Raw genomic sequence first — 26,906 nt, 5'->3', positions numbered from 1 at the left:
ATCCCGCAACGGCGGGATCTTTAAGCAACACTAATTGGCTTGTGCGTGTATTACGCCTTAGGCTGTTCAGGATCCTTATTTAGTGCATCACGGATTTCTCGCAGCAACTGAATATCTTCTGGCGTAGCCGTAGGTGTAACTGTGGCCGTCTCTGCTTCGCGTTGTAATGACTCGCGCATGCGGTTGATCATCTTCACCATGATAAACACCACCAACGCCAGCAACACGAAGTTAATAAACACAGTCACAAAACTACCCCAATACAAGACCACGGCGCCCACGGCACTCAGTGCCTCTTGCGTGTGTGGCCCGCTGTAACCTTCAGGCGCGCGCAGCACCAGCAACTTGTTAGAGAAATCAACATCGCCGCCCAAGATAAAGTTAATGACCGGCATAAACACATCACGCACTAAAGAGTCGATGATCTTACTGAAAGCTCCGCCTATGATCACACCCACCGCCAGATCAATCATGTTGCCCTTTACTGCAAACTGACGAAATTCAGTAATAAAACCCGTTTTTTTAGTCATTACAGTCTTCCTGTGTAAAATAACCATATAAATCGGGCTAATGTAGCACCGAATAGCGTTAAGGCGGCTCGTATATTCACCAAGGTTAAGGCTAGAGCCTTACCAATCCCCTCATATAAACCGCGCCACACCTGAGTTTGAGAGCAGTAGTGGAAAGAAACGACGAAACTCTACTGTGGTACTGCGTAACTTAGAAAATTTCCTATCCCTAGGCACAATGCGGTCTCAGCTGATTTTGGGGGTTAGTGCATATTTAGATTGTGCAGCTAACATGACGCGATCTGCTATTAAAATGAGGGGATTACTAAGGGCTAGAGCATAATGTATATCTGGCAATTAGCGTCAAGGAACAGCCATGACTTTTGATATTATCAGCTGGGTAAACGAGACTAATCTCGCACACCAAAAACAACGCCATAGCTGCCAACAACTGAGCGCACACTTTACCGGTTTTTTTAGCATTGAGTTACTTAAGCAGGCGAGCTTTGTGATCACGAATGAGCTGCCCTGCCCACCGGCAACCGTGGTCTCACAACTGGGTTTAAGCCAGTTGTTGAGCCCAACTGCGGTAGGCATCACGCTTAATGATATCTATTATTTAAAACCTCAGGTGGCAGGTCAGCTTAGGGTGCACTTTCATGAACTAATTCACGTTTTACAATGGCAAGCTTTAGGGCCAGAATTTTTTATTAAACGTTACATGAGCGAAGTTATAAAGTACAGTTATCGCCAGGCGCCATTAGAAGTAACGGCTTACAATTTTGAAGATAAATTTATCGCCGATCCTAACAGTCCGTTTTTGATCGTGGCAAAAGATACCATTTAATGATGGACTTTAATTTCAATATGTTATTTTTCACTTATTAACAACGTTAATTAATAATTTTAAATAATAATGAAGCATATATAAATTATTAGCTTTATCACTTTGTTAAAAGTAATTTTTAAATGTGCGAGATGAACATACGGCACACTAATGTGTGCCGTATTTAATTAATAAATATTAGAATACAAAATTAAGCTGGCGGTTTTCATCAAGCGTAAGCGTACGATTTTGCGTCAACTCTTGATACTTAATTTTCACGTTATACACTCCTGGATCTAGCATTATCGATAAAGGCGTAGACCCATAAGGCTTATTATTGATATAAACCTGATCACCATATTTATTACTACGCACAATCAAAGATGTTGACTGGGCCTCGCATAGATCAGCTGATGCTTTTAGCAATGAACAAGCCATCATTTTGCGCGAAACGATACTGGCACGAATCTCAACCTCAGCTGAGACAGAGCCATCTAAGTTCATGCTGGCTCCAGTAAAATTATGATTCGTCTGTGTTGAATACCAATCTGAACTTAATCTTATTGCACCTATTTTTTCAGCGAGTTCATTAGACAAAGCGATTTGGTAATGCTCTCGTACCCCATTTTGGATTATGGAGTCGAGCGGATAGTCATTTAAACAGGCAGCAAGACTCTTAGTCGTTGAGCACTTAAAAGAAATGTGTTCACTGAAACTCAGGTCACGGTCAAGAAAACGAGTAATTTCTTGTACACGCAGAATATCTTGTTCGCGCTGCTGCGCAGCATAGAGTGTGCGCATTCTTTCCAAGTCACGATTGGCTTGAATTAATAACGATTTATGTGCGGACAGCTTTTCTTCAAGTTGAGTGACTTGTTTAACGACTTCTTTTTCGTTTTTAGACAGACTTTCATGTTGGCTAAGTAGCTCATCTAAACGTTCGCGCGGTGAACCATTTAACAGAACCTCATCCATTTCTAAACGAATCGTTTTTTTACTGTCATCAATGCGAATTTTCATCGCATCATATTTGTTACGTTCGATGCGCCATGCATTATCTAGTTGTGACTTCTTTTCATCCAACTCCCCAACACGACTAACTAGCTCCTCAATACCCTCGTTACTGATCAAGCCTAGCCTAGCTGTTGAGGTGTAATTTTGGGCAGATAATGCCTTATCGTCTGTTAAGGGTGCACTACTTACTACGTCTTGGGCGAAGGCATATTGAAAAGCAAGCAGGCTCGCAATAAAAAAAACACTCGTTACTACATAGGTTATTGGGCGTCTTAAGATACCTAACAAGCTTTTTATGCGCATGTGGCTCTCTATGCCTTCCCAATAATTTATTTGAATTCCCATATTCGAACTCGCCTATTCATGTATTGATGTGTGAGTTTGACATGCTTAAAAGCACAAGTGCTCAAGAGATGTAATGTCGTTTTATTTGTTATTCATTTTGCTGAGAACACTCTATGTATCCTAAGTGCTTAGCACTACGCCGAGAGCCGTAAATAGCTATATTAGCCTTAGTCAATAGGGCATTATCATGTATACCCAATGCCAAAGCAAACCACTTATTAGCCTCTGATAATGAGTCTTGATACTAAGTAATGATGCGCCGGCATCCTAGCCACGCAGCTACCCGACTGCAAACCTTCTAATATTGCCTCTAATAGAGGTTGAATACACATGCTGTGTCGGCAACAAGCAACTCAAATTTTGTACCACTACTTGCCAGATTTGTGATGAAATAATGACCTGACCTAGTTGTTAGATAATGATGCCCATGACTTTATTCACCAGGTATTTAATCGTTCACCGCCCTGCTCTGCCATTATGAGCCCGACCCAATCTAGCTGCAGATATAGTCATCACTATGTCTAGGGTTTGCTACTGAGGAGGAAACTTATCCCAAGGAGTGACGGGAAAAATAAGAGGTGTAAAGTCTATTTATATCCGTTCCAGAATACAGAATGTTGCACGCTATAAAATAAATTATGCGGATACCTTATGTACCGGAGAATACAGTTGTAACAGGGAATAGGGCAGGGAACGCTTCATACACCAGAAACGAAAAAACCGCCCATAAGGCGGTTTTCTCTATAATTTGGTAGCGGTGGGCGGACTTGAACCGCCACGCCCGAAGGCAACGGATTTTGAATCCGTCGTGTATACCAATTTCACCACACCGCCAAATTCTACTTCTTATCTTTTGCTGCCTAGGTAAGCTACTTAGATAAGTAAGTTACTTCGCCTTGGGAACGAGTGGAATTATACGTATCCACAGCCGCACCGCAAGTAGATTATTAACTTAACGACACCGACTGCGCAAAAATTACTCAATCGCCCATTACTTAACCGTAATGCGTACAAAAATAACCATGCGCCTTAGGGTTTGCTAGAATGAGCCACCTTAACAATTAGTAACATGGCGGTAATCTAGTAGTGGCTTCTTATTCTGATTATGTAGGTTTAGAGCGAGCAGGATTGATGCGTCGCTTCGCGGCTTGGTTGTATGACCTGCTGGTCGTGGTGTCATTGCTGATGGTGGCCGGCTTTATCTACTTTAGTTTAACGGCATTGGCGTTGGAGCTGGGCTGGATAAGCTTAGGCGAGCATCAAGACATGGCAGCTATGTTAGGCGCCAGTTACTGGTATCAACTGTGCTTGCTAGCTGTAGCCTTGTTTTTTTATTGTTGGTTTTGGCGTACCAGTGGCCAAACCATCGGCATGCGCGCTTGGCGGTTGCGGGTACAAAATACCGATGGCAGTCGCTTACGCTTGGCGCAATGCGTAATGCGTGCCGCCAGCGCCTTGCTCGGCTTAGGTAATCTATGGTTGCTGTTTAACCCACGCACTAAGTTAGCGCTGCAAGATAAGATTGCCGATTGTGAGGTGATAGTAATGAGCAAACAGCTCAATAAGCAGTTGTTGGACAAAAAACCAGCGCCGAGCGCCTAGCACCCGGCGCCAAGCACAACATAAAACACCACACTATGTTTAGCTGGGCGCCGGGCGCTTGCCGCTGTATTTAAGCTCTACGATTGAGCAGCACCAGCGCAATACCAATAAACAATAAACTGGGGCCCAGCGCCCCTATAATTGGCGGCACTTGGTAGACCAAACTAATGGGACCAAACACTTGATTAGAAACATAAAAACCAAAGCCAAATAGAATCCCCAATAGCAAGCGGGCCCCCATACTCACGCTACGCAAGGCACCAAACACAAACGAAGACGCTAACAGTACCATGGCAATCACCATAATGGGCTGCAGTGCTTTGCGCCAAAACTCCAACGCATAGTTACCTGCGTCTTGACCGTTATCCGCTAAATAACCCTGATATTCCCATAAGCCGCGCATCGACAGCTCATCCGGATCTATGGCAACCACACCAAGCTTCTCCGGCGTTAGGCTAGTTTGCCAATCCCGAGTGTCTTGATGCTGGGTTTCAATAGATACACCTGCATTAAATACGGTGTCGGTAACGTTAGTTAAACGCCAATAATGCTCTTGGTAAATAGCACTTTCGGCCTGACTAATACGCTTAAGGCGAGTGTTATCGTCAAAGTAATAGAGCGTAACATCCCCTAAAGTGCCGTCACGCTTTGCTTGTCCGATATTAATGTACGCCTCATTATCTTTAGCCCACACCCCATAGATAGATTGCACCACTTGGCCGCCAGATTTAGCTTGGCTACGCAAGTCATCGGAAGCAAGCTTGGTAGCTGGTGCTACGTATTCCCCGACCAACATAACCAGCAACATTAAAGGCAAGGTGGTTTTCAGAGCGCTTACCACAATATTAAACCGCGAACGCCCTGCAGCTTGCATCACCACCAGCTCGCTGTTGCTGGCCATTTGTCCTAAGCCAATTAACCCACCGAGTAAGGCAGCAATCGGGAAGAACAGCACCACTTCTTGTGGCATCGACAGCAACACAAAATAAAACGCCGACAGCAGCGTATAGGTTCCCTCACCCACGCTTCTAAGTTGCTCCACGTAGCGGATAACCGCCGACAAGCCCACCAAGGTCAGTTCGCACAGCAAGATGGCCATTAACACGGTACGGCCAATATAACGATCAAAAATAGTGAACATTAGGCAGCCTTGTTACGTTTAAATTTTTCGCGAGTCTGACTCCACCATGCCGTTTCTCGTAAATTGAGCGGGACCCCCACCAACAACAAGAAGACAATAGGTACGGTATACAACCCAGGATAAAGGGGCAGGCTGCCGGACTCAACGGCAGAACGCGAAGCACTGAGCAATAGAAAGTACGCCAGATAAAGCAAGATAGCCGGTAATAATTTTGCGTACCGCCCCTGGCGTGGATTAATCACCGCCAGCGGTACCACTAACAGCACCAATACCAACATGGATAACGGCAAAGCCAACCGCCATTGCAACTCAACTCTATCTAACAAATCGGTTGAATGACTCAAGGTGCGCGTTTCGACTGCCGACTCTTTGCGCTCCACTTCACCGAGTTCGCTGGGGCGAATAAAAGCGCTATATTCCTTAAATTCGGCCACATCAAAAGCACGAGAACCGGGCACACCGCTATAGCGGCGGCCCTCATCCAGCGTCAACCACTGGCCGCCATCGCGCTCGTTAAGGTAGCCACTATCGGCCACCACTATACTGGGAGCCTGCTGAGTTTTACCCCGTTGCACCACGAAGACGCGATTAAGATTACTATTGTCACCGTCACTATTGAGTCGCTCTATGTAAGCGACGACGCGCCCGCCATCTAGACTCATAAAACGCGCCTGACGTAAGAGCGCAAGACCGGGGTCTGCCTTGACCTCTTCTCTAATCTGATGCACTTGGGCTTTTGACCAAGGCGTCAGCCATAAAGAGTTAGCCAAGGCGACTAGGGTCCACAAGAGGGCTAACACCAAAGTTATACCCATTATTTTGCTAGGACCTATGCCCACAGCCCGCATCACCGTCATCTCGCTATCGGCATAAAGCTTGCCATGCGCAAACAATATGCCCAAAAAAAGACTGATAGGTAGCATCAAGGTGCCCATATCTGGCATGTTAAGCAGCAACAATTTGCCAACTAAGCCGACGGGTATGGTGCCGCTGGCGGCACCGGCTAATACCTCAATAAAATTCTGGCTGACAAAAATCAGCAACAGCACGAATAACACAGCAAGCTGCGTTTTGAAGGTTTCCCAAAACAAATAACGAAATGCAATCACCGTAAATCCCAGTGTTAACTTGTCTTTTCAATGGAAACGCTTAAGAATAAGCGTAAAATCACGATTTTCGCACCTAAAGTGTACGAAAATCTGCATGTTTTTGCGACGATCATCATTATCCTTGATCTAACGCTCATTGTCTTCAAGCGGTAGGAGAATCCATGGAGTTCAGTGTTAAAAGTGGTAGCCCCGAGAAACAGCGTAGTGCCTGTATCGTGGTCGGCGTGTTTGAACCCCGTCGTCTGTCTCCGGTCGCCGAGCAGCTGGATAAAATCAGCGACGGTTACTTGAGTGCCCTGCTGCGCCGCGGCGATTTGGAAGGCAAAGCCGGCCAAATGTTATTGCTGCATCAAGTCCCTGGCGTGCTCAGCGAGCGCGTATTGCTGGTCGGTTGTGGCAAAGAGCGTGAGCTTGATGAACGTCAGTATAAACAAATTATTCGCAACACTATCAATACACTCAACGACACAGGCTCAATGGAAGCAGTGTGCTTTTTAACTGAGTTGCACGTCAAGGGCCGTGACACCTATTGGAAAGTCCGCCAAGCGGTTGAAACTACCAAAGCCAGTCTGTATAGCTTCGATCAGTTTAAGACTAATAAGGCCGAACCGCGCCGTCCGTTGCGCAAAATGGTATTCAATGTGCCCACACGTCGCGAGCTGCCCATTGGCGAGCGCGCCGTGGTGCACGGCTTGGCGGTGGCCCGTGGCGTAAGAGTGTGTCGTGATGTGGCGAATATGCCGCCTAACGTCTGTAACCCTGCCTATCTTGCTTCACAGGCACGTCAGCTGGCCGATGCCTGGGACAATATCAGCACTCGCGTGATTGGCGAAGAAGAAATGGCTGAGCTCGGCATGAACTCCTATCTGGCCGTGGCCCGGGGCTCTCGCAACGAAGCCATGATGGCGGTGATTGAATATAAAGGTCATCCCGACGCCGATGCACGCCCAATCGTCTTGGTAGGCAAGGGCCTCACCTTCGATGCTGGCGGTATTTCACTCAAGCCTGGTGAGGGCATGGATGAAATGAAATACGACATGGGCGGTGCCGCTGCCGTGCTAGGCACAATGCGAGCACTGGCCGAGCTGCAACTGCCGATCAACGTGGTGGCTGTGTTAGCTGGCTGTGAAAATATGCCCGACGGTAATGCCTATCGTCCGGGTGATATTCTGACCAGCATGTCTGGCCAAACCATAGAAGTATTAAATACAGACGCCGAAGGCCGTTTGGTATTGTGCGACGCCCTGACCTTTGTCGAGCGCTACGACCCAGAAGTAGTGGTGGATATTGCGACGTTAACCGGCGCCAGTATTATTGCGCTGGGCCACCATACCTCAGCCTTGATGGCCAACCATAACCCGCTGGCTCATGAACTGCTGAATGCCTCCGAGCAAGCCGGCGATCGTGCTTGGCGTCTGCCGATGGGTGATGAATATAACGAGCAACTGGAAAGCCCGTTTGCCGATATGGCGAACATTGGCGGTCGCCCTGCAGGTGCCATTACTGCGGCTTGTTTCTTGGCTCGCTTTACCAAAAAGTACCAGTGGGCACACTTAGATGTGGCGGGTACGGCTTGGATAAGTGGCAAGAATAAAGGCGCTACCGGCCGTCCGGTGCCCTTGTTGACCCAGTTTTTACTGAACCGGGCCGGCGTTAATAATATCGAAGAGTGAGCATGAGCCAAGGCTGTTTTTATTTGCTGCCAGCATCCGCGACGCCCGAGTCGACGGTGGCGTGGGTGTGTGAACTCACCACCGACTTCTACCGCCAAGGGTTGGGTGTGTTTATTCACGCTCAAGATAAGATCCAAGCAGAGGCACTTGACGAGGCGCTTTGGCAACTGCCCAGTGACGGTTTTATTGCCCATAACCTGCAAGGCGAAGGCCCCCCGCAAGGCGCACAAGTCGTCATCGGCTGGCAGCCCCCTAAAAATGGCCGTGCGGTATTAATCAATCTGGCGCCCACGGCGCCGGACTTTGCGCGCCGTTTTAAGCAACTAGTGGATTTTGTGCCCTCGGATGACGAGGGCAAGCAAGCAGCTCGCGAGCGCTTTAAAGTGTATCGTCAGGCCGGTTTTACGCTTATTACCGCCCCCGTCCCTTCCCAAACTCAAGACGAATAACATCATGGAAAAAACATTTAATCCCACGGCTATCGAACAAGCCATGTATCAGCAATGGGAAAACAAGGGCTATTTTAAGCCTCATGGCGACACCACTAAACCCGCTTACAGCATTATGATACCGCCACCGAACGTGACCGGTAGCCTGCACATGGGCCATGCGTTTCAAGACACCATAATGGACACCCTGATTCGTTATCAGCGTATGCAGGGCAAAAACACCTTATGGCAGGTGGGCACCGACCACGCAGGCATCGCCACGCAAATGGTAGTTGAGCGCAAGATTGCCGCAGAAGAAGACAAAACCCGCCACGATTACGGCCGTGAAGCCTTTATCGAAAAGATTTGGGACTGGAAAAAAGAGTCTGGCGGCACCATTACTCAGCAGCTGCGCCGCCTTGGTACCTCTGTGGATTGGGAGCGTGAGCGCTTCACCATGGATGACGGCCTGTCGAACGCGGTAAAAGAAGTGTTCGTGCAGTTATATGAAGAAGATCTGATTTATCGCGGTAAGCGCCTGGTGAACTGGGATCCAAAACTCAATACTGCCATCTCAGACCTCGAAGTTGAAAACCGCGAAATGAAAGGCCATATGTGGCACTTTCGCTATCCATTAGCCGATGGCGCTACCACTGCTGACGGTAAAAACTACTTGGTGGTGGCCACTACTCGTCCGGAAACCATGCTCGGCGATACCGCCGTGGCGGTGAATCCGAAAGACTCGCGCTATCAGAGCCTGATTGGTAAGTTTATCGACTTACCGCTGGTGGGCCGTCGTATTCCGATTGTAGGCGACGATCACGCCGACATGGAAAAAGGCACGGGTTGCGTAAAAATCACCCCCGCGCACGATTTTAATGATGCGGAAGTGGGCAAGCGCCATCAGCTGCCGCTGATCAATATTCTGACCTTAGATGCTCATATCCGCGACTTGGCAGAAGTGTTCACTACCAAAGGCGAAGTGAGTAATGTTTACTCCGATGCACTGCCTGCTGAGTTTCACGGTCTTGAGCGCTATGCGGCCCGTAAAGCCATCGTTAGCGCGTTAGACGAGTTAGGTTTGCTGGATAGCGTAAAAGATCACGACTTAACCGTGCCTTACGGCGATCGCGGTGGCGTGCCTATCGAGCCGATGCTGACCGACCAATGGTATGTACGCGCGGCTCCTTTAGCCAAAGTCGCCACGCAGGCGGTAGAAGACGGTGAAATTGAATTTGTGCCTAAGCAATACGAGAACATGTATTTCTCGTGGATGCGTGATGTACAAGATTGGTGTATATCTCGCCAACTGTGGTGGGGCCACCGCATTCCCGCTTGGTACGATGCCGATGGCAAAGTCTATGTGGGCCGCGACGAAAAAGAGGTGCGCGCCACTTATAAGCTGGGCGCTGAGGTTGCACTGAATCAAGATGAAGACGTGCTCGATACTTGGTTTAGCTCGGCACTGTGGACCTTCTCTACTCAGGGCTGGCCAGAAAAGACGCCTGACTTGGCCACCTTCCATCCAAGTAGCGTGTTAGTTACCGGCTTTGATATTATTTTCTTCTGGGTGGCGCGCATGATCATGATGACCATGCACTTCATTAAAGATGAAAACGGCAAGCCGCAGGTGCCCTTTAAAACCGTGTACGTGACGGGTCTGATCCGTGATGAAAACGGCGATAAAATGTCAAAGTCTAAGGGTAACGTGCTAGATCCGTTAGATATGATTGACGGTATCGATCTTGAGTCTTTGGTGACCAAGCGCACCGGCAATATGATGCAGCCTAAGCTTGCCGCCAAGATTGAAAAAGATACCCGCACTACCTTCGCCGATGGCATTGAAGCCCACGGTACCGATGCACTGCGCTTTACGCTGGCAGCCATGGCCTCCACCGGTCGTGACATTAACTGGGACATGCGCCGCTTAGACGGTTATCGCAGCTTCTGTAATAAGCTGTGGAACGCCTCCCGCTACGTGCTGATGAACACAGAAGAACAAGATTGTGGTCAGAATGCCGGTGAGAGTGCCGATGAGCTCAGCTACTCGTTGGCGGATCGTTGGATCCAAGCCCAGCTGCAAGTGACCATCAAGGATGTGCGCGAAGCGCTGGACGGCTATCGCTTCGACCGTGCCGCCAACGCCTTGTATGAATTCATTTGGAATCAGTTCTGTGACTGGTATCTCGAGCTGACCAAGCCAGTACTGTGGCACGGCTCAGAGTCTGAGCAGCGCGCAACCCGCAAAACCTTGATTGAAGTGTTAGAAACCCTGCTGCGCTTAGCGCACCCGATTATGCCCTACATCACCGAAGAAATTTGGCAGCGTGTGGCACCTCTGGCTAACCGTGCCGGTGACAGCATTATGCTGGCCGCTTATCCAGAAGCCGATGCGTCCTTGGAAGATGCAGATGCCATGGCAGATCTGGAATGGGTGAAGCGCTTTATTACCTCGATTCGTAACCTGCGTACCGAGATGAATATAGCGCCGAGCAAGGCTTTGTCAGTCTTAATACGCCCAGCCGGTGACGATGGCCGCCGTGCCCACGACAACGAAGCCTTCTTAAAGGCCATGGCTAAGCTCGATGCCATTACGCACTTAAGCGCGGACGAAGAAGCCCCAACCTCTACCAAGCAGTTGATTGGTGAGACAGAATTACTGCTGCCCATGGCCGGCTTAATCGATAAAGACGCCGAATTAGCCCGCTTAGCCAAAGAGTTAGATAAGACTCAAGGCGAAATTAAGCGTATCGAGGGCAAGCTGAATAACGCAGGCTTCGTGGCTAAAGCACCGGCCGCCGTAGTCGCGGTTGAGCAAGGCAAACTGGACGATTACCAAGCCGCCTTGGCTAAGCTAATCGCCCAGCAAGAGCAGATTGCGAGCCTGTAATGAGTGAGGCGTAAGATGTGAGGAGTGAGGTGTAAACCTCAAAGGCTTTACGGCACCAAGAACAACGCCCATAAAAAAACCGACCTGTGAAGGTCGGTTTTTTTATGGCTGCGCTAGCCGGTGTTCGGTTGAGATATTGTCTTAATTTACAGATCAAAGCTTACTGCTTCCCAAAGGGGCTTATTTTACCCCTCACACTTACCACCTCACTCCTTACAGAGCTTAAGAAAGTTCGGCTACCGCATCTTGTACCGCCAATGCCCCTTGCTGAATTTCCGCCATTATGGCTTCAACGTCTAACACCTGCTGTTTGCCCTGCTCGGCCACTACCGTCACAGCACCAATGGCCGTCGATACCTGCACGGTCAAGGCGCGGTTTTGAGCTACCACTTGCCCAATCTCTGTGGTGGCAAGGCTAGTGCGCCCCGCCAGCTTTCGCACCTCATCGGCAACCACCGCAAAGCCACGACCTTGCTCACCGGCACGAGCCGCTTCTATTGCAGCATTCAAGGCTAACAGGTTGGTTTGATCGGCCACACTGCTGATAGTGGCCACTATCTCTTCTATCTGGCGCGCTTGTTCATTCAAACTCTGAATAACTGTCATCGATTGCTCAAGATCATCAGCAATTTGGCTCGAAATTGATACAGAGTCTTCAAGCAAACAGTAACCACGGTCGGCAATGCTGGCGGTTTGAATAGCGGTCACGCTGGCCACTTCAGCTGCCGCTCTGGCTTGCTGAGCCTTTTGTACTCGCGCCGTTATATCACTGGCAAACTTCATTACCCGTACTACCTTGCCCGATGCATCGAGTATCGGGTTGTAGCTGGCTTCTAACCAGACTTCTTGGCCCTGAGCACCCAAGCGTTTAAAACGTCCGGCCTTATACTCACCCTTGGCCAGCTCCTGCCAAAAATAGGGTTGCTGTTGATAAAACTCCGGCTCACAAAATAACTTGTGCGCCTGGCCGTTAAGCTGCTCTTGGCGATAACCCATAGTGCTTAAAAAATTGCTATTGGCGGTAATAATATCGCCATCGGGCGTAAATTCGATAATAGCCGATGATAACTGCAAGGCATTAAGCACGGCTTGCTGGCTAGCTGACTGTTGCTCAGTGGCAGTTACATCTTTCACCAGGCTCAGTACCTTTACTACTCGGCCTTGTTCATCAAGCACGGGCATAAAATCCGTTGCCAGCCAAACCGACTCGCCTTGGCCATTAATACTTAAATAAGTGCCACTCTGCGCTTGGCCTTGTTTTAAGTCGGCCCACAGCATTTGATACGCTCGCGATTTAACCCATTCGGCCGCACCAAGCACACTGTGTTGTTCACCTTGGAGTTTTGCTGCTAGCTCAGCATCATTAAAGCCCATTACAGCCAACCAAGTCGCATTGGCGGTAATAATGTGGCCATCAGGTGTTAACTCGAGCACCGCAAGATGTGCACGCAGCGCCTGCTGCTCGGCTTGCATTGATTGGTATTGCTGGCGAGCGATGTCAAGTTCACGCTGTAATTTGCGGTTAAAGAGCATGCAGTTTTCTCCTGCTTGGGAGCTAAGATTGATATCACGGATAGAAGACCGTAAGCCGATTATTTACTTTCATTTTAAATTGAATTTTTGCTCTAATTTTGAAAATAATTTTTTATTCGGCTCAAAAGTGTAACGGCTACAGGATGGATGTTAGGAAGAAAAGCAGTAAAGATAAGTGTAACTAGCAATGAGAATGAATAGCAATTAAGCAATTTAAAACAAGGCTCACCTGTTAATTAAAAAACTACTTCATTATGATTTCTATAAAAAATAAAAGTCAAAAGATGACTTATAAAAAACAATGTAGCCGGAAAATAATTAATAAACTAAAAAGGCACATTTAAATAAACATGCCTTTTCTATCACTAATAAACTATCGCTAATAAAAGTTAGCGGTTATTTATTTTTACCCACTTGGTTACCAATTACACCACCCACTACGGCTCCACCTACGGTACCCATAGTGCTACCGCCGGTTAATACAGAACCTGCCACACCACCCGCACCGGCACCAATGGCCGTGTTACGGTCTCGGTCCGACATATTGCTACACGCAGTTAAGCCAAGCACTAAGGTGGAAGCCAGTATCATGGTTGATATCTTTTTGCTGTTAGTCATAGTGATTACCTCTGTGCAGTGAACGTTACATTAACGCTATCTTAAGCAGTTTACTCCCTTTAACACAAAACCACTGCCTTTATGGTGTTCCTTGTGTCTGGGCCTGTCGTGGTGTGATCGTTTACGCTAACGCGTCCAGCCATAGCCTGTGGATCACGAGTACGTTTGCTATGCTGACCAACAACAAAAAGCTTACGTAAGTCATTACCATATATCGAAAATAATTATGCTTGCTGTGATTCAGTAAGCCTTGTAGTTCTTGATGTTGGCGATGGGCCGCGGCAATCTTGGCAAATAAAGTCAGTTCAAAATGCATCAGCACTAAGGTAATCAGCGTCAGCATGCTACCCAGTAAAGGGGCTATCAGGATCCAACTGCCTAATACTTGGCTAATTTCTGGTTTAAGGTAAGGCACAGCACCCAATACCACCACGGCGATAGTAATTTGAAATAATTTTTGCCAGATGTGATCGTGACGATATTTATATTCATCCCACAGCAAGACGTAGGGATCGGGATTATGAGGGGGATACATGTAAGCGTTCCTTGGCTCTAATTTTATTCACTATAGCATGAGTTATGTATCGTCAGACTAGTGGCCAAAGCACGCTTAGCTCATAATTGTAGCCTTATTTGCTTACCCTTATTTTTAGGAGAAAGTCCTATGACTCTCTATGCTCAGTCGATTGATATATACCCGCCCCTTTCTTGTCGCTTGCGCGCACTGACTGGCGAGTATGATGCGCCGCTGGCGAGCGTCATTCGTACCGTATCTGCTGAATATGGCTTAACCGCAGACAAGGGCTACAGCGTAGCCGACCCGCAATTAGACGGCTTAAGTCAACTGTATCAAACGCCAGACACCGGATATTTTCTATTAATAACTGAAGATGGCGAGCTAATGGGCGGAGCAGGCTTTGCACCTGTGCCAGAGCATGAAGGAGTCTGTGAGCTACAAAAGATGTATTTACTGGCCAGCGCCCGCGGCAAAGGGTTAGGCCGACAGTTGGCAGAAAAAATATTTGCAGAGGCACGCTTACGGGGTTATCAACACTGTTACCTTGAAACTACGCCGCTCTTGCCCGAGGCGCTACATTTGTATCGGAAACTGGGTTTCACACCCTGCCCCCGCTTAGGCAACTCGGGGCATGATGATTGCGAGATTACGCTAATGTTGGGATTGTGAAGGGTCAAGTGGACAACACAAAAACCAAATATAACGCTATTTCTTACCACGGCATACACGGAAGTAAAACCGAAACTTCGCCTTTTTTAATACCAGATCAAGCATAAATTAGTCTTAAGTGAGCACTTTTCCGTGCAATTCCGTGTATTCCGTGGCGAAGAAGTTTTTATTCTTCGAAGTAAGTGCCCCAACCGTCGTATTCGAGGCCGTATTTTTGAGCGATAGGCAGTAACTCTTTGATCTGCTCCATAATGGCTTCAACTTCAAGCGGGCCGTCTGTGATGGCATCAAAGCTCAATAAGGTCTGCCCTGTTTCCAGTTCTATCTCTTCTGCATCCGTCACTTCATATTCTAATTTAAAGCAATCAAGCGCGGCTTTTTCGAGCTTATCGAAGTCTTGGCCAGAAAAATGATGCTCTAAGGTATATAAAGCGTCGGGCTTACTGCCATCTTCTAATAGCGAGGCAATAATCTCATTCGTTTCATCTTGCCACTGTTGTAACTCACTCATAGCAGGCTCCTTGGCCAGTAAAAATTGTAAGGGGTGAGGCGTAAAGTGGGAGGCGTAGATATAAGCTCCCAACGTTTGGCGCTATGGGGTAACCCTTCACGCCTCACTCTTCACTCCTCACTATAATTCAGGGACGTCGTGCTTCCAGATCCAGTTCGGCAATGCGTTCGCTCAAAATACGGCGGCTGTGTTTGAGCAGATCTCTAATTTCCTTAGGCTCATAGCCCTCCACCGAAATCGGCGGCATAATCTCGACGATCAACTCACCGTTATCCCAACGATTTAAATCTACCTGGCCAAAGTAGCTGGAGCAGGCAATGGGCACGAGCGGCACCTGAGCTTGTAAGGCAATATGAAAGGCGCCAGTTTTAAAGGGCAATAAGCCTTTGCCTTTACTGCGTGTGCCTTCAGGAAACATCCAGATCGACATATTACGCTGGCGGATCTTATCCACCACAGTACCGATAGTGCTGGCCGCCTTGGCCTTGTTTTCACGATTGATCAACAAGTTACCACTCAACCAAAATAATTGCCCGAACAGGGGGATCCAAAACAAGCTGCTCTTGCCGATAGCCACGGTGCGCGGCATCACGGCACCTGTCAGCGCAATAATGTCCCAGTTACTTTGGTGATTCGCGATATAAACCGCCGATTGTAAACCGTTAACATGCTCATAGCCGCGAAAGGTGACCTTCAAGCCCACCAAAATACAAGCCTTGTTAAATAAGCGGCCTAGCACATAGACATTATTAGGATGGCGTGGGCGCAATACGCAAACTAGCGTACCTAGGATAAACACCAATACCATGGCCAGTGCCAGTAAGATGATTCGCAACAGCTTTAACATCGGAAAACCTCGTATTTTCAGAGTCGGCAGTATACTGAGCAGCCCTGATCTGAACAAGCCCAGTGGTGAATGTTCACGACTGGGCTTGATTTTATGGCTGACTAAAGTGCTTAAGTACCGGACAAAAACGCGCGTTTAGCGCCGATATCGCGCACCTGGACTCTCTGACTCTAATTTAAAGCCTTGCACCAGTTGCTGTAAGCCTGACGCCAACTCGGTAAGCTCGCGGCTGGCGCTGGCGGTTTGAGTGGCACCGGCGGCGGTTTCATCACCCATCTCATGAATACCGGTCAAGTTACGGCTGATGTCTTCGGTGACGGTCGCTTGCTCTTCCACCGCAGTGGCTATTTGGGTGTTCATGTCATGAATCGTGTGCACCGCCTCACTGATCAACTCTAAGGCTTGTTCGGCCTCTTGGGCCTGACCCACCGTCAGCTCTGCCTGCTGACGACCACCGGCCATGGCCGCCATGGCCTGTTTGGCATCTTCCTGCAACTTGGCAATAGTAGTCACTATCTCTTGTGATGAATGCTGGGTTTGCTCGGCCAGATTTCGCACCTCTGAAGCCACGACCGCAAAACCACGACCTTGCTCACCGGCGCGGGCCGCTTCAATGGCGGCGTTCAATGCTAGTAGGTTAGTACGATCGGCAATGTCTTGGATCACTTGTACCACTGAGCTAATTTGAGTACTGCTGTCGGCGAGCGATTGCACCACTCTGCCCGTCGCAGTTACGTCGTCAGCCAAACGGCTAATAGAGGTAACCGTTTGCTGGACCACCAGTTTACCTTGCTCGGCGGCCTCATTCGCAGAGCGCGCAGAAGAGGCGGCTAAGCTGGTGTTCTGTGACACTTCTTGCACGGTAGCCGACATTTGGTTAATGGCCGCGGCTACTTGATCTGTGTCTTGTTGCTGGCGGCTAAGGTTGGCGCTGGTTTGCAATGACACGGCTGACGTTTCTTCTGCTGCCGCCGATAAGCTGTTGCTCGACTCATGGATGTGACCAATCAGCTCGCGCAGATTGTTATTCATATACTGTAACTTACCGTATACGCCGGTGGCATTAGCGGCAAACTGTGAGCTTAAATCACCGTTGGCAATGGCGTTGGCGACCCGCTCCATTTCACTGGGCTCAGCACCCAAGGGCATCAAGACCATGCGCTGTAATGCCCAGCCGAGTAATAAGCTAAAGGCCACTAACAACACCACTATCAACACCATAATGGTCACCATAGTGCTATTACGCTGTTCTTCTTGAGCCAGAGTGCCAAACAGGCGTTCTAGAAGCAGGGTAATAAATTCATCCGCTGTGGCCACATTTTCTAAACGCGCGCTGTCGTATTCCGCACTGAGCACCAGCTTCTGTGCCTGCTCTTGACGGCCCGACTGCATCAATTCAATGGCTCGCTTTTCCAGCTCATCCATCACTCCGACTGCTTTTTGCCCTCTGTCTAAGGTATTACGCTCGGCGGGCGTCATATTCATACCCGCTAACATTTCTTTATCAGACATAGTGCTGCCATCAACGCGAATCGCACGTCCCTCGGTAACGTCGTTAACTTTTTTATAAACACTCAGCTGCGCTGCATTGCCGGTCACCACATAGTCACGAATAGCGGTAGATTTTTCCGTAGAATAAAGACGCACCATGCCTGCTTTATTAAAATAATCGAAGCGATCATTTTGCGCTTGATGCACAGCAGCTTGTGATTGCAACAGCAAATACAAACTACCACCTAAGATCAGTGCCAACGTCAGCACCACCAGAAATACCAGACGGATCACCGTCTTTAAGGTTAAATTTTTATACATTGCAGGGCTCAATTTATCTAGGAGGGGGTTATATTCGGGGCTGGCATTATATCAATGATTCATTATCTAATAGAGCTAAATTTGAGTCTGTAGTCAGGTTAATTGTATATCAAATGCAAGGAAAGGCTCTTATCTTCACGTAAAAACAACAACCGTAACAAGCTGTAAATACAACTCCTTTTATTTTCACATTTTTTCCGTGGTTCGAAGCTCGAGCCTTGATCTAAATGGCCATAAAAAAAGCCTTTACCGTTAACGGTAAAGGCTTAATAAATGCCGAATTAAATATCGCTAAGAGAAAAGTTACCCGGCTTTAATTGCGTAACGAGCCCAAACGAAAACCTTGTACCAGTTGCTGTAAACCAGACGCCAGTTCAGACAACTCTCGGCTGGCACTGGCCGTTTGCTCTGCTCCCGTCGCGGTTTCCTCACCCACACCTTGGATAGTGGTCAGGTTACGACTGATGTCCTCCGTTACCGTGGCCTGCTCTTCGACTGCGGTGGCGATTTGGGTGTTCATATCATTGATGGTTTGTACCGCATGGCTGATCAGTGCCAACGCTTGCTCGGCTTCTTGCGCTTGGCTCACCGTCAACTCTGCTTGTTCACGACCATTGCTCATAGCCGCCATCGCCTGCTTGGCATCATTTTGGAGCTTGGCAATGGTGGTAACTATTACCTGTGAAGACTTTTGGGTTTGCTCCGCAAGATCGCGCACCTCAGAAGCCACCACCGCAAAGCCGCGACCTTGGTCGCCGGCACGCGCCGCTTCAATGGCCGCGTTGAGTGCCAATAAGTTAGTGCGGTCGGCTATGTCTTGGATTACTTGCACTACTGTACTGATCTGCTGGCTGCTATCCGCCAAAGATTGCACCACACGCCCGGTCGCCGAGACATCGTCTGCCAGTCGAGCAATAGACTGCACGGTTTGCTGTACCACGACTTTGCCCTGCTCGGCCGCGTCATTCGCTGAGCGTGCCGACGACGCCGCCAAGCTAGTGTTATGAGATACCTCTTGCACAGTGGCCGACATTTCATTAACAGCGGCGGCAACTTGCTCGGTATCTTGCTGCTGACGGCTTAAGTTAGCGCTAGTCTGCAAAGAGATAGCCGAGGTTTCTTCCGCCGCCGCCGATAGGCTATGGCTATGGCTAGATTGATGAATATGACCTATCACTTCACGTAACTTTTCGGTCATGTGCTGCAGCTTGGCATAGACACCCGTGGCATTGGCATCAAAAGTCAGACTTAAATCCCCTTCACTGATAGCGGAAGCCACCCGCTCCATTTCACTAGGCTCGGCGCCCAATGGCAGTAACACCATGCGCTTGAGGGTCCAGCCCAACACTAAGCTTAATAGTACTAATGAAGATACCAGCACTATCATCAAGATGACCATCTGCTCATTGCGCGCATTTGCCTGCGCCAGTTGCGTCGCTTGGCGGCCTAATAATTCGCTAATGGCCGCATTTACCGAATCGCCCATCAGCTGGCGGCCCGCATCGTACTCGGGGCCAAACACCAAGGGGATGGCCTCTTGGCTACGACCGGCTTTCACCAAGGCGATGGCCTTATCTTCCAGCTCACCCATCACTACCGTGCCTTGGCGACCCTTTTCTAATAACGTTTGCTCAGTCGCCGTTAACGGCAGCTCTGCCAGCATGGCTTCATTGGAGATAGTGCGGCCGCTATGGCGAGGCGCCTTACCAGAGGTGATGGCCATAGTATCAAGATAATGATCTAGCCTTTTCGCATTACCCGTGACCACATAGTTGCGAATATCGTTGGATAATTCGAGGGAATACATGCGCACCATATTACTGGCGTTAAAAGACTCATAACGTATCTCTTGAGTACGACTCACATTTTGTTGCGACTGCAATAAAAAATATAAAGCACCGCCAAACACTAGCGCCACCGCTAACACCACCAAGAACACCAAGCGGATCAACGCTTTCAAGGTTAAATTATTCAAATTAGCACTCCATTTGCCAGATCAATAAGAACTCTATTTCGCGCGTATCATATAGACAAGTTGCGCAAATTACAGACAAATAAATTCACCATACAATAATTATTCTTTCTCGGCAAATGAGAGGTCACTATTAACAAACAAGCAATTTCTAACGCGACCAATAAAAAAGCCCCCACCGTTAACAGTGGGAGCTTAATAAGCTTAGTTAAATCTAGTTCTGTAAATAAACCTAACTGGCTAATAATAGATAATTAGCACTGTGATTAGATTAATAGTGAGCGCGTTTTATGGATTCTAAACGAAACCCTTGCACCAGTTGTTGCAGCCCCGCCGCTAGTTCTGATAACTCACGACTCGCACTGGCTGTTTGCTCGGCACCAGTGGCGGTTTCTTCGCCTACACCTTGGATTAAAGTGAGGTTACGGCTGATATCTTCCGTTACCGTGGCCTGCTCTTCTACTGCTGTAGCAATTTGGGTATTCATGTCGTTGATAGTTTGCACTGCCGCGCTAATGAGTTCGAGGGCTCGTTCAGCTTCTTGCGCCTGCCCTACCGTAAGCTCTGCCTGCTTGCGACCATGATCCATGGCTTTTAGCGCCTGTTCGGCATCGCCCTGCAGCTTGGCAATCATAGTTACTATTTCTTGAGATGACTTTTGGGTTTGCCCTGCGAGCTGACGTACTTCATCGGCTACCACTGCAAAACCACGGCCTTGCTCACCGGCGCGCGCAGCTTCAATGGCGGCATTTAGGGCTAAAAGATTAGTTCTGTCGGCAATATCTTGGATAACCTGCACCACAGTACTGATTTGGGTACTACTATCGGCCAGAGACTGCACAACCCGACCGGTCGAAATAACGTCGTCTGCCAGCTGGCTGATGGAAACCACAGTCTGCTGTACTACTTTCTTCCCCTGCTCTGCCGCATCATTGGCCGAACGGGCGGAGGCCGCCGCTAGGCTAGTATTTTGCGAGACTTCATTTACCGTCGCCGCCATTTCATTGATAGCAGCGGCGACCTGATCCGTGTCTTGTTGCTGACGACTTAAATTGGCGCTGGTCTGCAAAGAAACGGCTGACGTTTCTTCTGCCGCCGCCGATAGACTGCTACTAGACTGATGGATATGGCCAATAACTTCACGTAGCTTTTCGGTCATATGCTGCAACTTGCCATATACTCCTGAACTATTAGCAGCAAAGTTCAAACTCAGATCACCATCAGCAATCGAGCCCGCCACTCGCTCCATTTCGCTTGGCTCAGCACCCAAGGGTTGCAATACCATGCGTCGTAGGATCATGCCCAGTAACAGGCTCAAGACGACTAGCAGGACGACCAAAGATGCCATCAACACCACCATCTGATGGTTGCGTGCTTCTTGCGTCTGCAAACTCTTCGACTGACGAGCAAGCAGCATAGAGACAAATTGATCCACCGAATGACTGAGCGTTTTGCGCGCCTGATCATATTCAGTACCCAATACCTGTTGCTGAGCCAGTTCTTTTTGCCCCATGGCCATCAGCCGCAGAGCTTCCTTTTCCAGAGTGGTCATGGTGACGGTTGCCTGACGTCCCTGCTCCAACAGTGTCATTTCACTGGAGGTCAGATCCATCTGCGACACCATGTCTTCATTAGATATTATGAGTCCATTAACCCTAGGAGCTTGTCCCTCGGTAATAGCCAGTACCTCGCGATAGGCATTCAGCTTTTCCTGATTATCGGTGACCACGTAATTACGAATATGGGTCGATAGCTCACTCGAGTACATGCGCATCATATTGCTGGCATTAAAATAGTTAAAACGCTCTTGGTGAGCCTTTCCCACATTCTGCTGAGACTGCAACAAAAAATAGAGGGCAAGGCCCAACACCAGCGCCAGTGATAACACCACTAAGAAAATCAGGCGAATCAATGACCTCAGGGTCAAATTTTTATACATTCGGGCACTCCAATTGCCAAATACTACGAAAAATTATTGGCGATATTATATGCTATTTATTTGATAGAGCGCATAGATTTCAAATAAAAACACTGCTAATGGCATATATTATATTGCTGTTTTACGCCCATAAAAAAACCGCCCTCGCGGGCGGCTTTCGGTAGCAGCTTTCGGTAGCAGCAATGAGTGTCTTAACTCAGTTTACCGTGACACTGCTTGTACTTTTTACCTGAACCACAGGGGCAAGCATCGTTACGGCCAATTTTTTGACCATCACGGACGAAAGGCACCGCCTCGGCTTCTGCTGCGGCCTGAGACTCCTCTTCGAGTAAGCTATCGCCCGATGCATGGCTATAGCTCTGAGGCTGACTCTCGGCTGCGGCACGACGCTGTTCTTCCACTGCCTCTATTTCTTCTTGGCTCTGCACCTTAACACGGCTCAGTATGCTCACTACTTCGCGTTTGAGGTTTTCTAACAGCTGGGTAAACAACTCATAAGACTCGCGCTTATATTCTTGCTTAGGATTCTTTTGTGCATAACCGCGCAAATGAATGCCTTGGCGCAAATGATCCATGGCCGCTAAGTGCTCTTTCCACAGCGTGTCTAAGGTTTGCAGCATCACCGAGCTTTCAAACTGACGGATCACCTCAGGCCCTACTACCGTTTCTTTATTTACATAGGCTTGGTCGGCAATGGCCAAAATTTGCTCGCGAATTTGATCGTCGTGCAGCTTATCGTTTTCTTTTAACCAAGTGCTCACCGGCACTTCAAGACCGAAGTCGGCCAGCAGACGGTGTTCAAGGCCCGGTACATCCCACATTTCTTCCAGTGACTGAGCGGGAATATATTCATCGACGATGCCATTGATCACGTCTTCACGGATCACGGTAATGGTTTCGCTGATGTCGGTGGCATCCAGCAACTCATTACGCTGTTCATAAATCACTTTACGTTGATCGTTAGCTACATCATCAAATTCGAGCAAATTCTTACGAATATCGAAGTTGCGGGTTTCTACCTTGCGCTGGGCGTTTTCGATAGCGCGGCTCACCCAAGGATGCTCTATAGCCTCCCCCTCTTCCATGCCTAATTTCTTCATCATGCCGGTCACACGATCTGAGGCAAAAATTCGCATCAAGGCATCTTCCATCGACAGATAGAAACGACTCGAACCCGCATCACCCTGACGACCCGCACGACCGCGCAGCTGGTTATCGATACGGCGTGATTCATGACGCTCAGTACCCACAATATGCAAACCACCGGAAGCAACAACAGTATCGTGGCGCACTTTCCAGGCCGCCTTAATATCGGCAATTTGCTCCGTGGTGGGCGCTGCTAACTTATCGATTTCTGACTGCCAGTTACCGCCTAAAACGATATCGGTACCCCGACCCGCCATGTTGGTGGCAATGGTCACCACGCCGGACTGACCCGCTTCGGCAATAATTTCCGCTTCACTTTCGTGGAATTTGGCGTTCAACACCCGATGTGCTATGCCTTCTTTGTCCAAAATACCGGATAACAGCTCAGAGTTTTCAATGGAAACTGTGCCCACGAGCACCGGCTGACCACGCTCAACGCAGCCTTTAATGTCTTCCACTATGGCGAGATATTTCTCAGCCGCAGTCAAATACACCAAATCACCCATGTCGTTACGTACCATGGGCTTGTTGGTGGGAATAACAACCGTATCTAGGCCATAGATATGTTGAAATTCAAAGGCTTCGGTGTCGGCGGTACCCGTCATGCCGGCCAGCTTTTCATACAATCTAAAGAAGTTCTGGAAGGTAATGGAAGCCAAAGTTTGGTTCTCGTTTTGGATCTTTACCCCTTCACGAGCTTCCACTGCCTGATGCAGGCCTTCTGACCAACGACGCCCCGGCATAGTACGGCCGGTGTGCTCGTCCACTATGATGACTTCGTCATCTTTGACTATGTAGTCGACGTCGCGCTCAAATAAGGTGTGGGCGCGCAGGCCCGCATTCACGTGAGCCAACAGCGTAATATTGCTGGCCGAGAACAGAGAATCATCTTCTTCGATCAGGCCCATGCGCTTGAGTTCGTCTTCGACGAAGATCTGGCCGTTTTCGGTCAGTAGTGCCTGCTTGTTTTTTTCGTCCACCGTATAGTGGCCATCACCTGTGTATTCTTCGGTGTCTTCTTTGTCTTGCTTCACCAATTTCGGGATCAAGGTGTTGATGCGAATATACAGCTCAGAGCTGTCTTCGGCGGGGCCAGAAATAATCAATGGCGTACGCGCTTCATCGATTAATACCGAGTCCACTTCATCGATCAGGGCGTAATACAGTGGGCGCTGTACGCGTTGCTGCGGTGAAAACGCCATGTTGTCACGCAGATAATCGAAACCAAATTCGTTATTGGTGCCGTAAGTAATATCTGCCGCATAGGCTGCATGCTTTTCTGATGAGTCCATGCCGGCTAAGTTGCAATCCACCGTCATGCCTAAAAATTCATACAAAGGACGGTTGGCTTCGGCATCGCGGCGCGCCAAGTAATCGTTGACCGTGATCACGTGTACGCCACGACCGGTGAGCGCATTCAAATACACGGGCAAAGTACCGGTTAGGGTTTTACCTTCACCGGTTTTCATTTCGGCGATTTTATTGTTGTGCAATACCATGCCGCCAATCATCTGCATATCGAAGTGGCGCATCTCAAACACCCGACGCGAGGCTTCTCGTACCGTAGCGAAGGCTTCGGGCAGCAACTGGTCTAGGGTTTCACCTTGCTCTAGGCGCTGGCGAAACTCGGCGGTTTTAGCCTGCAGCTCACTATCGGATAAGGCTTCAAACTTAGGCTCCATGGCATTGATTTCATCTACAATCTTGCGCAGTCGCTTAAGTGTTCTGTCGTTACGGCTACCAACTAGCATGGTAAAAAATTTAGTGATCATGTTTGGCCAATTATGCTGATGAAAGAGAAAGCCCCTGAGGGGACCGAGATCTAATTAGGTATAAACCGCGCTGGATTAAGCTGTCTATTGCCTTTTAATACTTCGTAATGCAAATGAACACCGGTTGCACGTCCGGTACGCCCCATGTGGGCGATAAGTTGCCCTTGCTCAACATGCTCACCCACTTCGACTAATTGCGAGTCTAAATGCGCGTAGCGAGTGATCCAACCTTGGCCATGGTTTATCTCCACCATATTGCCAAAATCAGGATGACGCTCCGACAAACTGACCACACCTGCAGCCGTCGCGGCGATAGGCTCACCTATCTTACCCCTAAAGTCTAAGCCTCGGTGCCAGCGAGCACGACCGCTAAAAGGATCGCGGCGCTGGCCAAAGCCTGAGCTCATTTCACTATACCCAGGTACTGGGTGACCCTGAATTTGAGTTATTTCATTGATATGGAGATTCAGAAGCATAGATTCAAGTGCTACCAGCGTGATGCCGTACTCTTGGGTTTGGCTCATCACCAGCGCCAAGGTCTGATTAAGATCGGCAAAACCGTTAAAGGGGCGCTGTAACAGATTACTGTCAATGCGCGGCACCGGCAGTTCATCCACTAAATCATAATTACTCACCAGACGATTGCCCATCAAACTCACTTGCGCTAACTCGGCTTGCAACTGTCCTAAGCGTTGACCTATGCGGCCTAATTCCCGCTGTTGCAGACGCTTTTGTTGTTCGAGCTGTGCACTTAGCAGCAGTTGCTGGCGCTGACTACTTTGCCATTGGCTATAAAAAAATACGACCGCAAACAGAGAAATCAGCACCAGCAGCAGTGACCAGCGAGATTGTGACCAAAGGGTAGACCAAAAAAAGTGGTTAGTGGGAGCAATAAGGGGGGATTTTTGCATCGTTTTTTTTTGCATAGCGGCGTTTTGCATAGGGGCTTTTTACATAGGAGAGTAGCGACTGAAAAGAAAAAAACACGTCAGCAGGGGCTGGCGTGTTTTTTATATCAGCTTAAGCGGGGCTGAAGGCGGTGTCGTAGTAACGAATAGGCGACTCGGCACCTTGTTCATCAAAGGTGACCATCTCCCAAGCTTGGGCATCCGCTAACATGGCGCGCAGCAAGGTATTGTTTAGCGCGTGGCCAGTTTTGTAGGCGCAAAACTCACCCAAGATACTGTGATTACACATATACAGATCACCAATGGCGTCCAGCATCTTGTGTTTAACGAACTCGTTTGGATAACGTAATCCGTCTTCGTTCAGCACCTTGTACTCATCGAGCACCACGGCGTTTTCTAAACTGCCGCCCAGTGCCAAGTTTTGCGAGTGCAAGTACTCGATGTCGCGCATAAAACCAAAGGTGCGGGCTCGGCTCAGCTCTTTCACGAAGGCGGCACCGGAGAAGTCCAAGACCAAATGCTGACTTTCACCAACAAAAGCGGGGTGATCAAAGTCTATGGTCAAGTCCATCTTAAAGCCGGCATTATAGGGTCTAAATTCCGCCCACTTATCGCCGTCTTCTACGCGTACCGTCTTCTTAATGCGAATAAAGCGCTTTAACGCGTTGAGCTCGCGAATACCACCGGACTGTAACAGATAAATAAACGGATGAGAGCTACCATCCATTACCGGTACTTCAGGTGCATCCACTTCGATAAACAAGTTATCTATGCCAAGGCCAGCTAGCGCCGCAGATAAGTGTTCTATGGTCGACACCCGCACGCCGTTCTCATTAACGAGTGCGGTGCACAGCATGGTGTCTTTTACCAAGGCCGCATCGGCCTTGATTTCGACCTGCGGGCTCAGATCGGTACGACGAAACACTATACCTGTGTTAGCCGGCGCAGGAATAAAGGTCATTTGTACCTTATGGCCGGAGTGCAGCCCTATTCCTGTGGCTTGCACGGTATTCTTTAACGTTCGTTGTCTAATCATAAGATTGTCCGCCAGTAGCTTATCTGCCTACGAGTCTGCACTTAAGGCCAGATCCGAACCGAATTCAAGTGGTCCAATATGTTAGCACA

Annotated in this window: 21 protein-coding genes and 1 tRNA gene; 6 read left to right on the top strand and 16 right to left on the bottom strand. The window is 48.7% G+C overall.

Translation table 11 applies throughout. The features are described from left to right. Nucleotides 1-50: 50 nt before the first annotated feature. The gene (gene mscL / locus ACEN2G_RS10770) at nt 51-530 is read right to left on the bottom strand and encodes a large conductance mechanosensitive channel protein MscL (RefSeq protein WP_442021494.1); all 480 of its coding nucleotides are present in this window, start codon (nt 528-530) and stop codon (nt 51-53) included. A gap of 355 nt (nt 531-885) precedes the next feature. Here mscL and ACEN2G_RS10765 point away from each other — a divergent pair, with 355 nt between their 5' ends. Further along, the gene (locus tag ACEN2G_RS10765; RefSeq protein WP_442021493.1) at nt 886-1,356 is read left to right on the top strand and encodes a hypothetical protein; all 471 of its coding nucleotides are present in this window, start codon (nt 886-888) and stop codon (nt 1,354-1,356) included. A gap of 177 nt (nt 1,357-1,533) precedes the next feature. Here ACEN2G_RS10765 and ACEN2G_RS10760 read toward each other — a convergent pair whose 3' ends face one another. Further along, nucleotides 1,534-2,694: a PEGA domain-containing protein gene (locus ACEN2G_RS10760; protein ID WP_442021492.1), complete on the bottom strand. Its 1,161-nt coding sequence runs from the start codon at nt 2,692-2,694 to the stop codon at nt 1,534-1,536. A 749-nt stretch (nt 2,695-3,443) separates the two neighbouring features. Further along, a tRNA-Leu gene (locus ACEN2G_RS10755) sits at nt 3,444-3,528 on the bottom strand. Nucleotides 3,529-3,780: 252 nt separating this feature from the next. Between ACEN2G_RS10755 and ACEN2G_RS10750 the strand changes: the two genes are divergently transcribed. Next, nucleotides 3,781-4,296, top strand: coding sequence for an RDD family protein (locus ACEN2G_RS10750; protein WP_442021491.1), 516 nt, complete (start codon nt 3,781-3,783; stop codon nt 4,294-4,296). Nucleotides 4,297-4,366: 70 nt separating this feature from the next. Here the strand turns inward: ACEN2G_RS10750 and lptG are convergent, their stop codons facing one another. Together lptG and lptF are read right to left on the bottom strand one after the other, a co-directional pair. Then, a complete protein-coding gene (gene lptG, locus ACEN2G_RS10745) occupies nt 4,367-5,437 on the bottom strand; it encodes an LPS export ABC transporter permease LptG (RefSeq protein WP_442021490.1) in 1,071 nt (356 codons plus the stop codon). After that, on the bottom strand, nt 5,437-6,546 hold the full coding sequence (gene lptF, locus ACEN2G_RS10740; protein WP_442021489.1) for an LPS export ABC transporter permease LptF: 1,110 nt from the start codon (nt 6,544-6,546) through the stop codon (nt 5,437-5,439). The genes lptG and lptF overlap by 1 nt, the downstream gene beginning before the upstream one ends. 161 nt (nt 6,547-6,707) lie before the next feature. Here lptF and pepA point away from each other — a divergent pair, with 161 nt between their 5' ends. The 3 genes from pepA to ACEN2G_RS10725 are packed head-to-tail and all read left to right on the top strand — an operon-like array spanning nt 6,708 to nt 11,537. After that, nucleotides 6,708-8,219 carry a leucyl aminopeptidase gene (gene pepA, locus ACEN2G_RS10735; RefSeq protein WP_442021488.1) on the top strand — a complete coding sequence of 504 codons (1,512 nt, stop codon included), beginning with the start codon at nt 6,708-6,710 and terminating at the stop codon, nt 8,217-8,219. Between the two features lie 2 nt (nt 8,220-8,221). Next, nucleotides 8,222-8,668: a DNA polymerase III subunit chi gene (locus tag ACEN2G_RS10730; RefSeq protein WP_442021487.1), complete on the top strand. Its 447-nt coding sequence runs from the start codon at nt 8,222-8,224 to the stop codon at nt 8,666-8,668. A 4-nt stretch (nt 8,669-8,672) separates the two neighbouring features. Next, on the top strand, nt 8,673-11,537 hold the full coding sequence (locus ACEN2G_RS10725; protein ID WP_442021486.1) for a valine--tRNA ligase: 2,865 nt from the start codon (nt 8,673-8,675) through the stop codon (nt 11,535-11,537). A gap of 222 nt (nt 11,538-11,759) precedes the next feature. Here the strand turns inward: ACEN2G_RS10725 and ACEN2G_RS10720 are convergent, their stop codons facing one another. From ACEN2G_RS10720 to ACEN2G_RS10710, 3 genes are all read right to left on the bottom strand, one after another. Further along, a complete protein-coding gene (locus ACEN2G_RS10720) occupies nt 11,760-13,070 on the bottom strand; it encodes a methyl-accepting chemotaxis protein (RefSeq protein WP_442021485.1) in 1,311 nt (436 codons plus the stop codon). A gap of 396 nt (nt 13,071-13,466) precedes the next feature. After that, on the bottom strand, nt 13,467-13,688 hold the full coding sequence (osmB, locus tag ACEN2G_RS10715; protein WP_442021484.1) for an osmotically-inducible lipoprotein OsmB: 222 nt from the start codon (nt 13,686-13,688) through the stop codon (nt 13,467-13,469). A 121-nt stretch (nt 13,689-13,809) separates the two neighbouring features. Continuing rightward, a complete protein-coding gene (locus ACEN2G_RS10710; protein ID WP_442021483.1) occupies nt 13,810-14,223 on the bottom strand; it encodes a hypothetical protein in 414 nt (137 codons plus the stop codon). Nucleotides 14,224-14,352: 129 nt separating this feature from the next. On the opposite strand from ACEN2G_RS10710, the gene ACEN2G_RS10705 reads away from it, so the two are divergent. Further along, the gene (locus tag ACEN2G_RS10705) at nt 14,353-14,874 is read left to right on the top strand and encodes a GNAT family N-acetyltransferase (RefSeq protein WP_442021482.1); all 522 of its coding nucleotides are present in this window, start codon (nt 14,353-14,355) and stop codon (nt 14,872-14,874) included. A 166-nt stretch (nt 14,875-15,040) separates the two neighbouring features. Here ACEN2G_RS10705 and rraB read toward each other — a convergent pair whose 3' ends face one another. The 8 genes from rraB to lpxC all read right to left on the bottom strand — a co-directional run bounded on the left by rraB (nt 15,041) and on the right by lpxC (nt 26,817). Next, nucleotides 15,041-15,385, bottom strand: a complete 345-nt coding sequence (rraB, locus tag ACEN2G_RS10700) for a ribonuclease E inhibitor RraB (protein WP_442021481.1) — start codon at nt 15,383-15,385, stop codon at nt 15,041-15,043. A gap of 127 nt (nt 15,386-15,512) precedes the next feature. Further along, nucleotides 15,513-16,232 carry a 1-acylglycerol-3-phosphate O-acyltransferase gene (locus ACEN2G_RS10695; RefSeq protein WP_442021480.1) on the bottom strand — a complete coding sequence of 240 codons (720 nt, stop codon included), beginning with the start codon at nt 16,230-16,232 and terminating at the stop codon, nt 15,513-15,515. 135 nt (nt 16,233-16,367) lie between these two features. Beyond that, a complete protein-coding gene (locus tag ACEN2G_RS10690) occupies nt 16,368-18,044 on the bottom strand; it encodes a methyl-accepting chemotaxis protein (RefSeq protein ID WP_442021479.1) in 1,677 nt (558 codons plus the stop codon). A 313-nt stretch (nt 18,045-18,357) separates the two neighbouring features. Beyond that, nucleotides 18,358-20,019, bottom strand: a complete 1,662-nt coding sequence (locus tag ACEN2G_RS10685) for a methyl-accepting chemotaxis protein (RefSeq protein ID WP_442021478.1) — start codon at nt 20,017-20,019, stop codon at nt 18,358-18,360. A gap of 268 nt (nt 20,020-20,287) precedes the next feature. Continuing rightward, nucleotides 20,288-21,955, bottom strand: a complete 1,668-nt coding sequence (locus tag ACEN2G_RS10680) for a methyl-accepting chemotaxis protein (protein ID WP_442021477.1) — start codon at nt 21,953-21,955, stop codon at nt 20,288-20,290. A gap of 191 nt (nt 21,956-22,146) precedes the next feature. Beyond that, nucleotides 22,147-24,873, bottom strand: a complete 2,727-nt coding sequence (gene secA, locus ACEN2G_RS10675) for a preprotein translocase subunit SecA (RefSeq protein ID WP_442021476.1) — start codon at nt 24,871-24,873, stop codon at nt 22,147-22,149. A 50-nt stretch (nt 24,874-24,923) separates the two neighbouring features. Continuing rightward, nucleotides 24,924-25,799: a M23 family metallopeptidase gene (locus tag ACEN2G_RS10670; RefSeq protein WP_442021475.1), complete on the bottom strand. Its 876-nt coding sequence runs from the start codon at nt 25,797-25,799 to the stop codon at nt 24,924-24,926. Between the two features lie 94 nt (nt 25,800-25,893). After that, on the bottom strand, nt 25,894-26,817 hold the full coding sequence (lpxC, locus tag ACEN2G_RS10665; protein WP_442021474.1) for a UDP-3-O-acyl-N-acetylglucosamine deacetylase: 924 nt from the start codon (nt 26,815-26,817) through the stop codon (nt 25,894-25,896). Nucleotides 26,818-26,906: the final 89 nt, after the last annotated feature.

Source organism: Oceanisphaera sp. W20_SRM_FM3 (genome assembly GCF_052119705.1).
Taxonomy (GTDB): Bacteria; Pseudomonadota; Gammaproteobacteria; order Enterobacterales; family Aeromonadaceae; genus Oceanimonas.
Note: the sequence above shows the minus strand (reverse complement) of the source record. Positions and strands in the feature narration are given on the sequence as shown.

What these genes read in the sequence shown, in the direction of transcription:
- ACEN2G_RS10695 (WP_442021480.1), bottom strand. Translation starts at nt 16,232, where the DNA reads ATGTTAAAGCTGTTGCGAATCATCTTACTGGCACTGGCCATGGTATTG.
- ACEN2G_RS10720 (WP_442021485.1), bottom strand. Translation starts at nt 13,070, where the DNA reads ATGCTCTTTAACCGCAAATTACAGCGTGAACTTGACATCGCTCGCCAG.
- osmB (WP_442021484.1), bottom strand. Translation starts at nt 13,688, where the DNA reads ATGACTAACAGCAAAAAGATATCAACCATGATACTGGCTTCCACCTTA.
- pepA (WP_442021488.1), top strand. Translation starts at nt 6,708, where the DNA reads ATGGAGTTCAGTGTTAAAAGTGGTAGCCCCGAGAAACAGCGTAGTGCC.
- lptG (WP_442021490.1), bottom strand. Translation starts at nt 5,437, where the DNA reads ATGTTCACTATTTTTGATCGTTATATTGGCCGTACCGTGTTAATGGCC.
- mscL (WP_442021494.1), bottom strand. Translation starts at nt 530, where the DNA reads ATGACTAAAAAAACGGGTTTTATTACTGAATTTCGTCAGTTTGCAGTA.
- secA (WP_442021476.1), bottom strand. Translation starts at nt 24,873, where the DNA reads ATGATCACTAAATTTTTTACCATGCTAGTTGGTAGCCGTAACGACAGA.
- lpxC (WP_442021474.1), bottom strand. Translation starts at nt 26,817, where the DNA reads ATGATTAGACAACGAACGTTAAAGAATACCGTGCAAGCCACAGGAATA.
- ACEN2G_RS10710 (WP_442021483.1), bottom strand. Translation starts at nt 14,223, where the DNA reads ATGTATCCCCCTCATAATCCCGATCCCTACGTCTTGCTGTGGGATGAA.
- ACEN2G_RS10765 (WP_442021493.1), top strand. Translation starts at nt 886, where the DNA reads ATGACTTTTGATATTATCAGCTGGGTAAACGAGACTAATCTCGCACAC.
- ACEN2G_RS10670 (WP_442021475.1), bottom strand. Translation starts at nt 25,799, where the DNA reads ATGCAAAAAAAAACGATGCAAAAATCCCCCCTTATTGCTCCCACTAAC.
- ACEN2G_RS10690 (WP_442021479.1), bottom strand. Translation starts at nt 18,044, where the DNA reads ATGTATAAAAATTTAACCTTAAAGACGGTGATCCGTCTGGTATTTCTG.
- ACEN2G_RS10725 (WP_442021486.1), top strand. Translation starts at nt 8,673, where the DNA reads ATGGAAAAAACATTTAATCCCACGGCTATCGAACAAGCCATGTATCAG.
- ACEN2G_RS10680 (WP_442021477.1), bottom strand. Translation starts at nt 21,955, where the DNA reads ATGTATAAAAATTTGACCCTGAGGTCATTGATTCGCCTGATTTTCTTA.
- ACEN2G_RS10705 (WP_442021482.1), top strand. Translation starts at nt 14,353, where the DNA reads ATGACTCTCTATGCTCAGTCGATTGATATATACCCGCCCCTTTCTTGT.
- rraB (WP_442021481.1), bottom strand. Translation starts at nt 15,385, where the DNA reads ATGAGTGAGTTACAACAGTGGCAAGATGAAACGAATGAGATTATTGCC.
- ACEN2G_RS10760 (WP_442021492.1), bottom strand. Translation starts at nt 2,694, where the DNA reads ATGGGAATTCAAATAAATTATTGGGAAGGCATAGAGAGCCACATGCGC.
- ACEN2G_RS10730 (WP_442021487.1), top strand. Translation starts at nt 8,222, where the DNA reads ATGAGCCAAGGCTGTTTTTATTTGCTGCCAGCATCCGCGACGCCCGAG.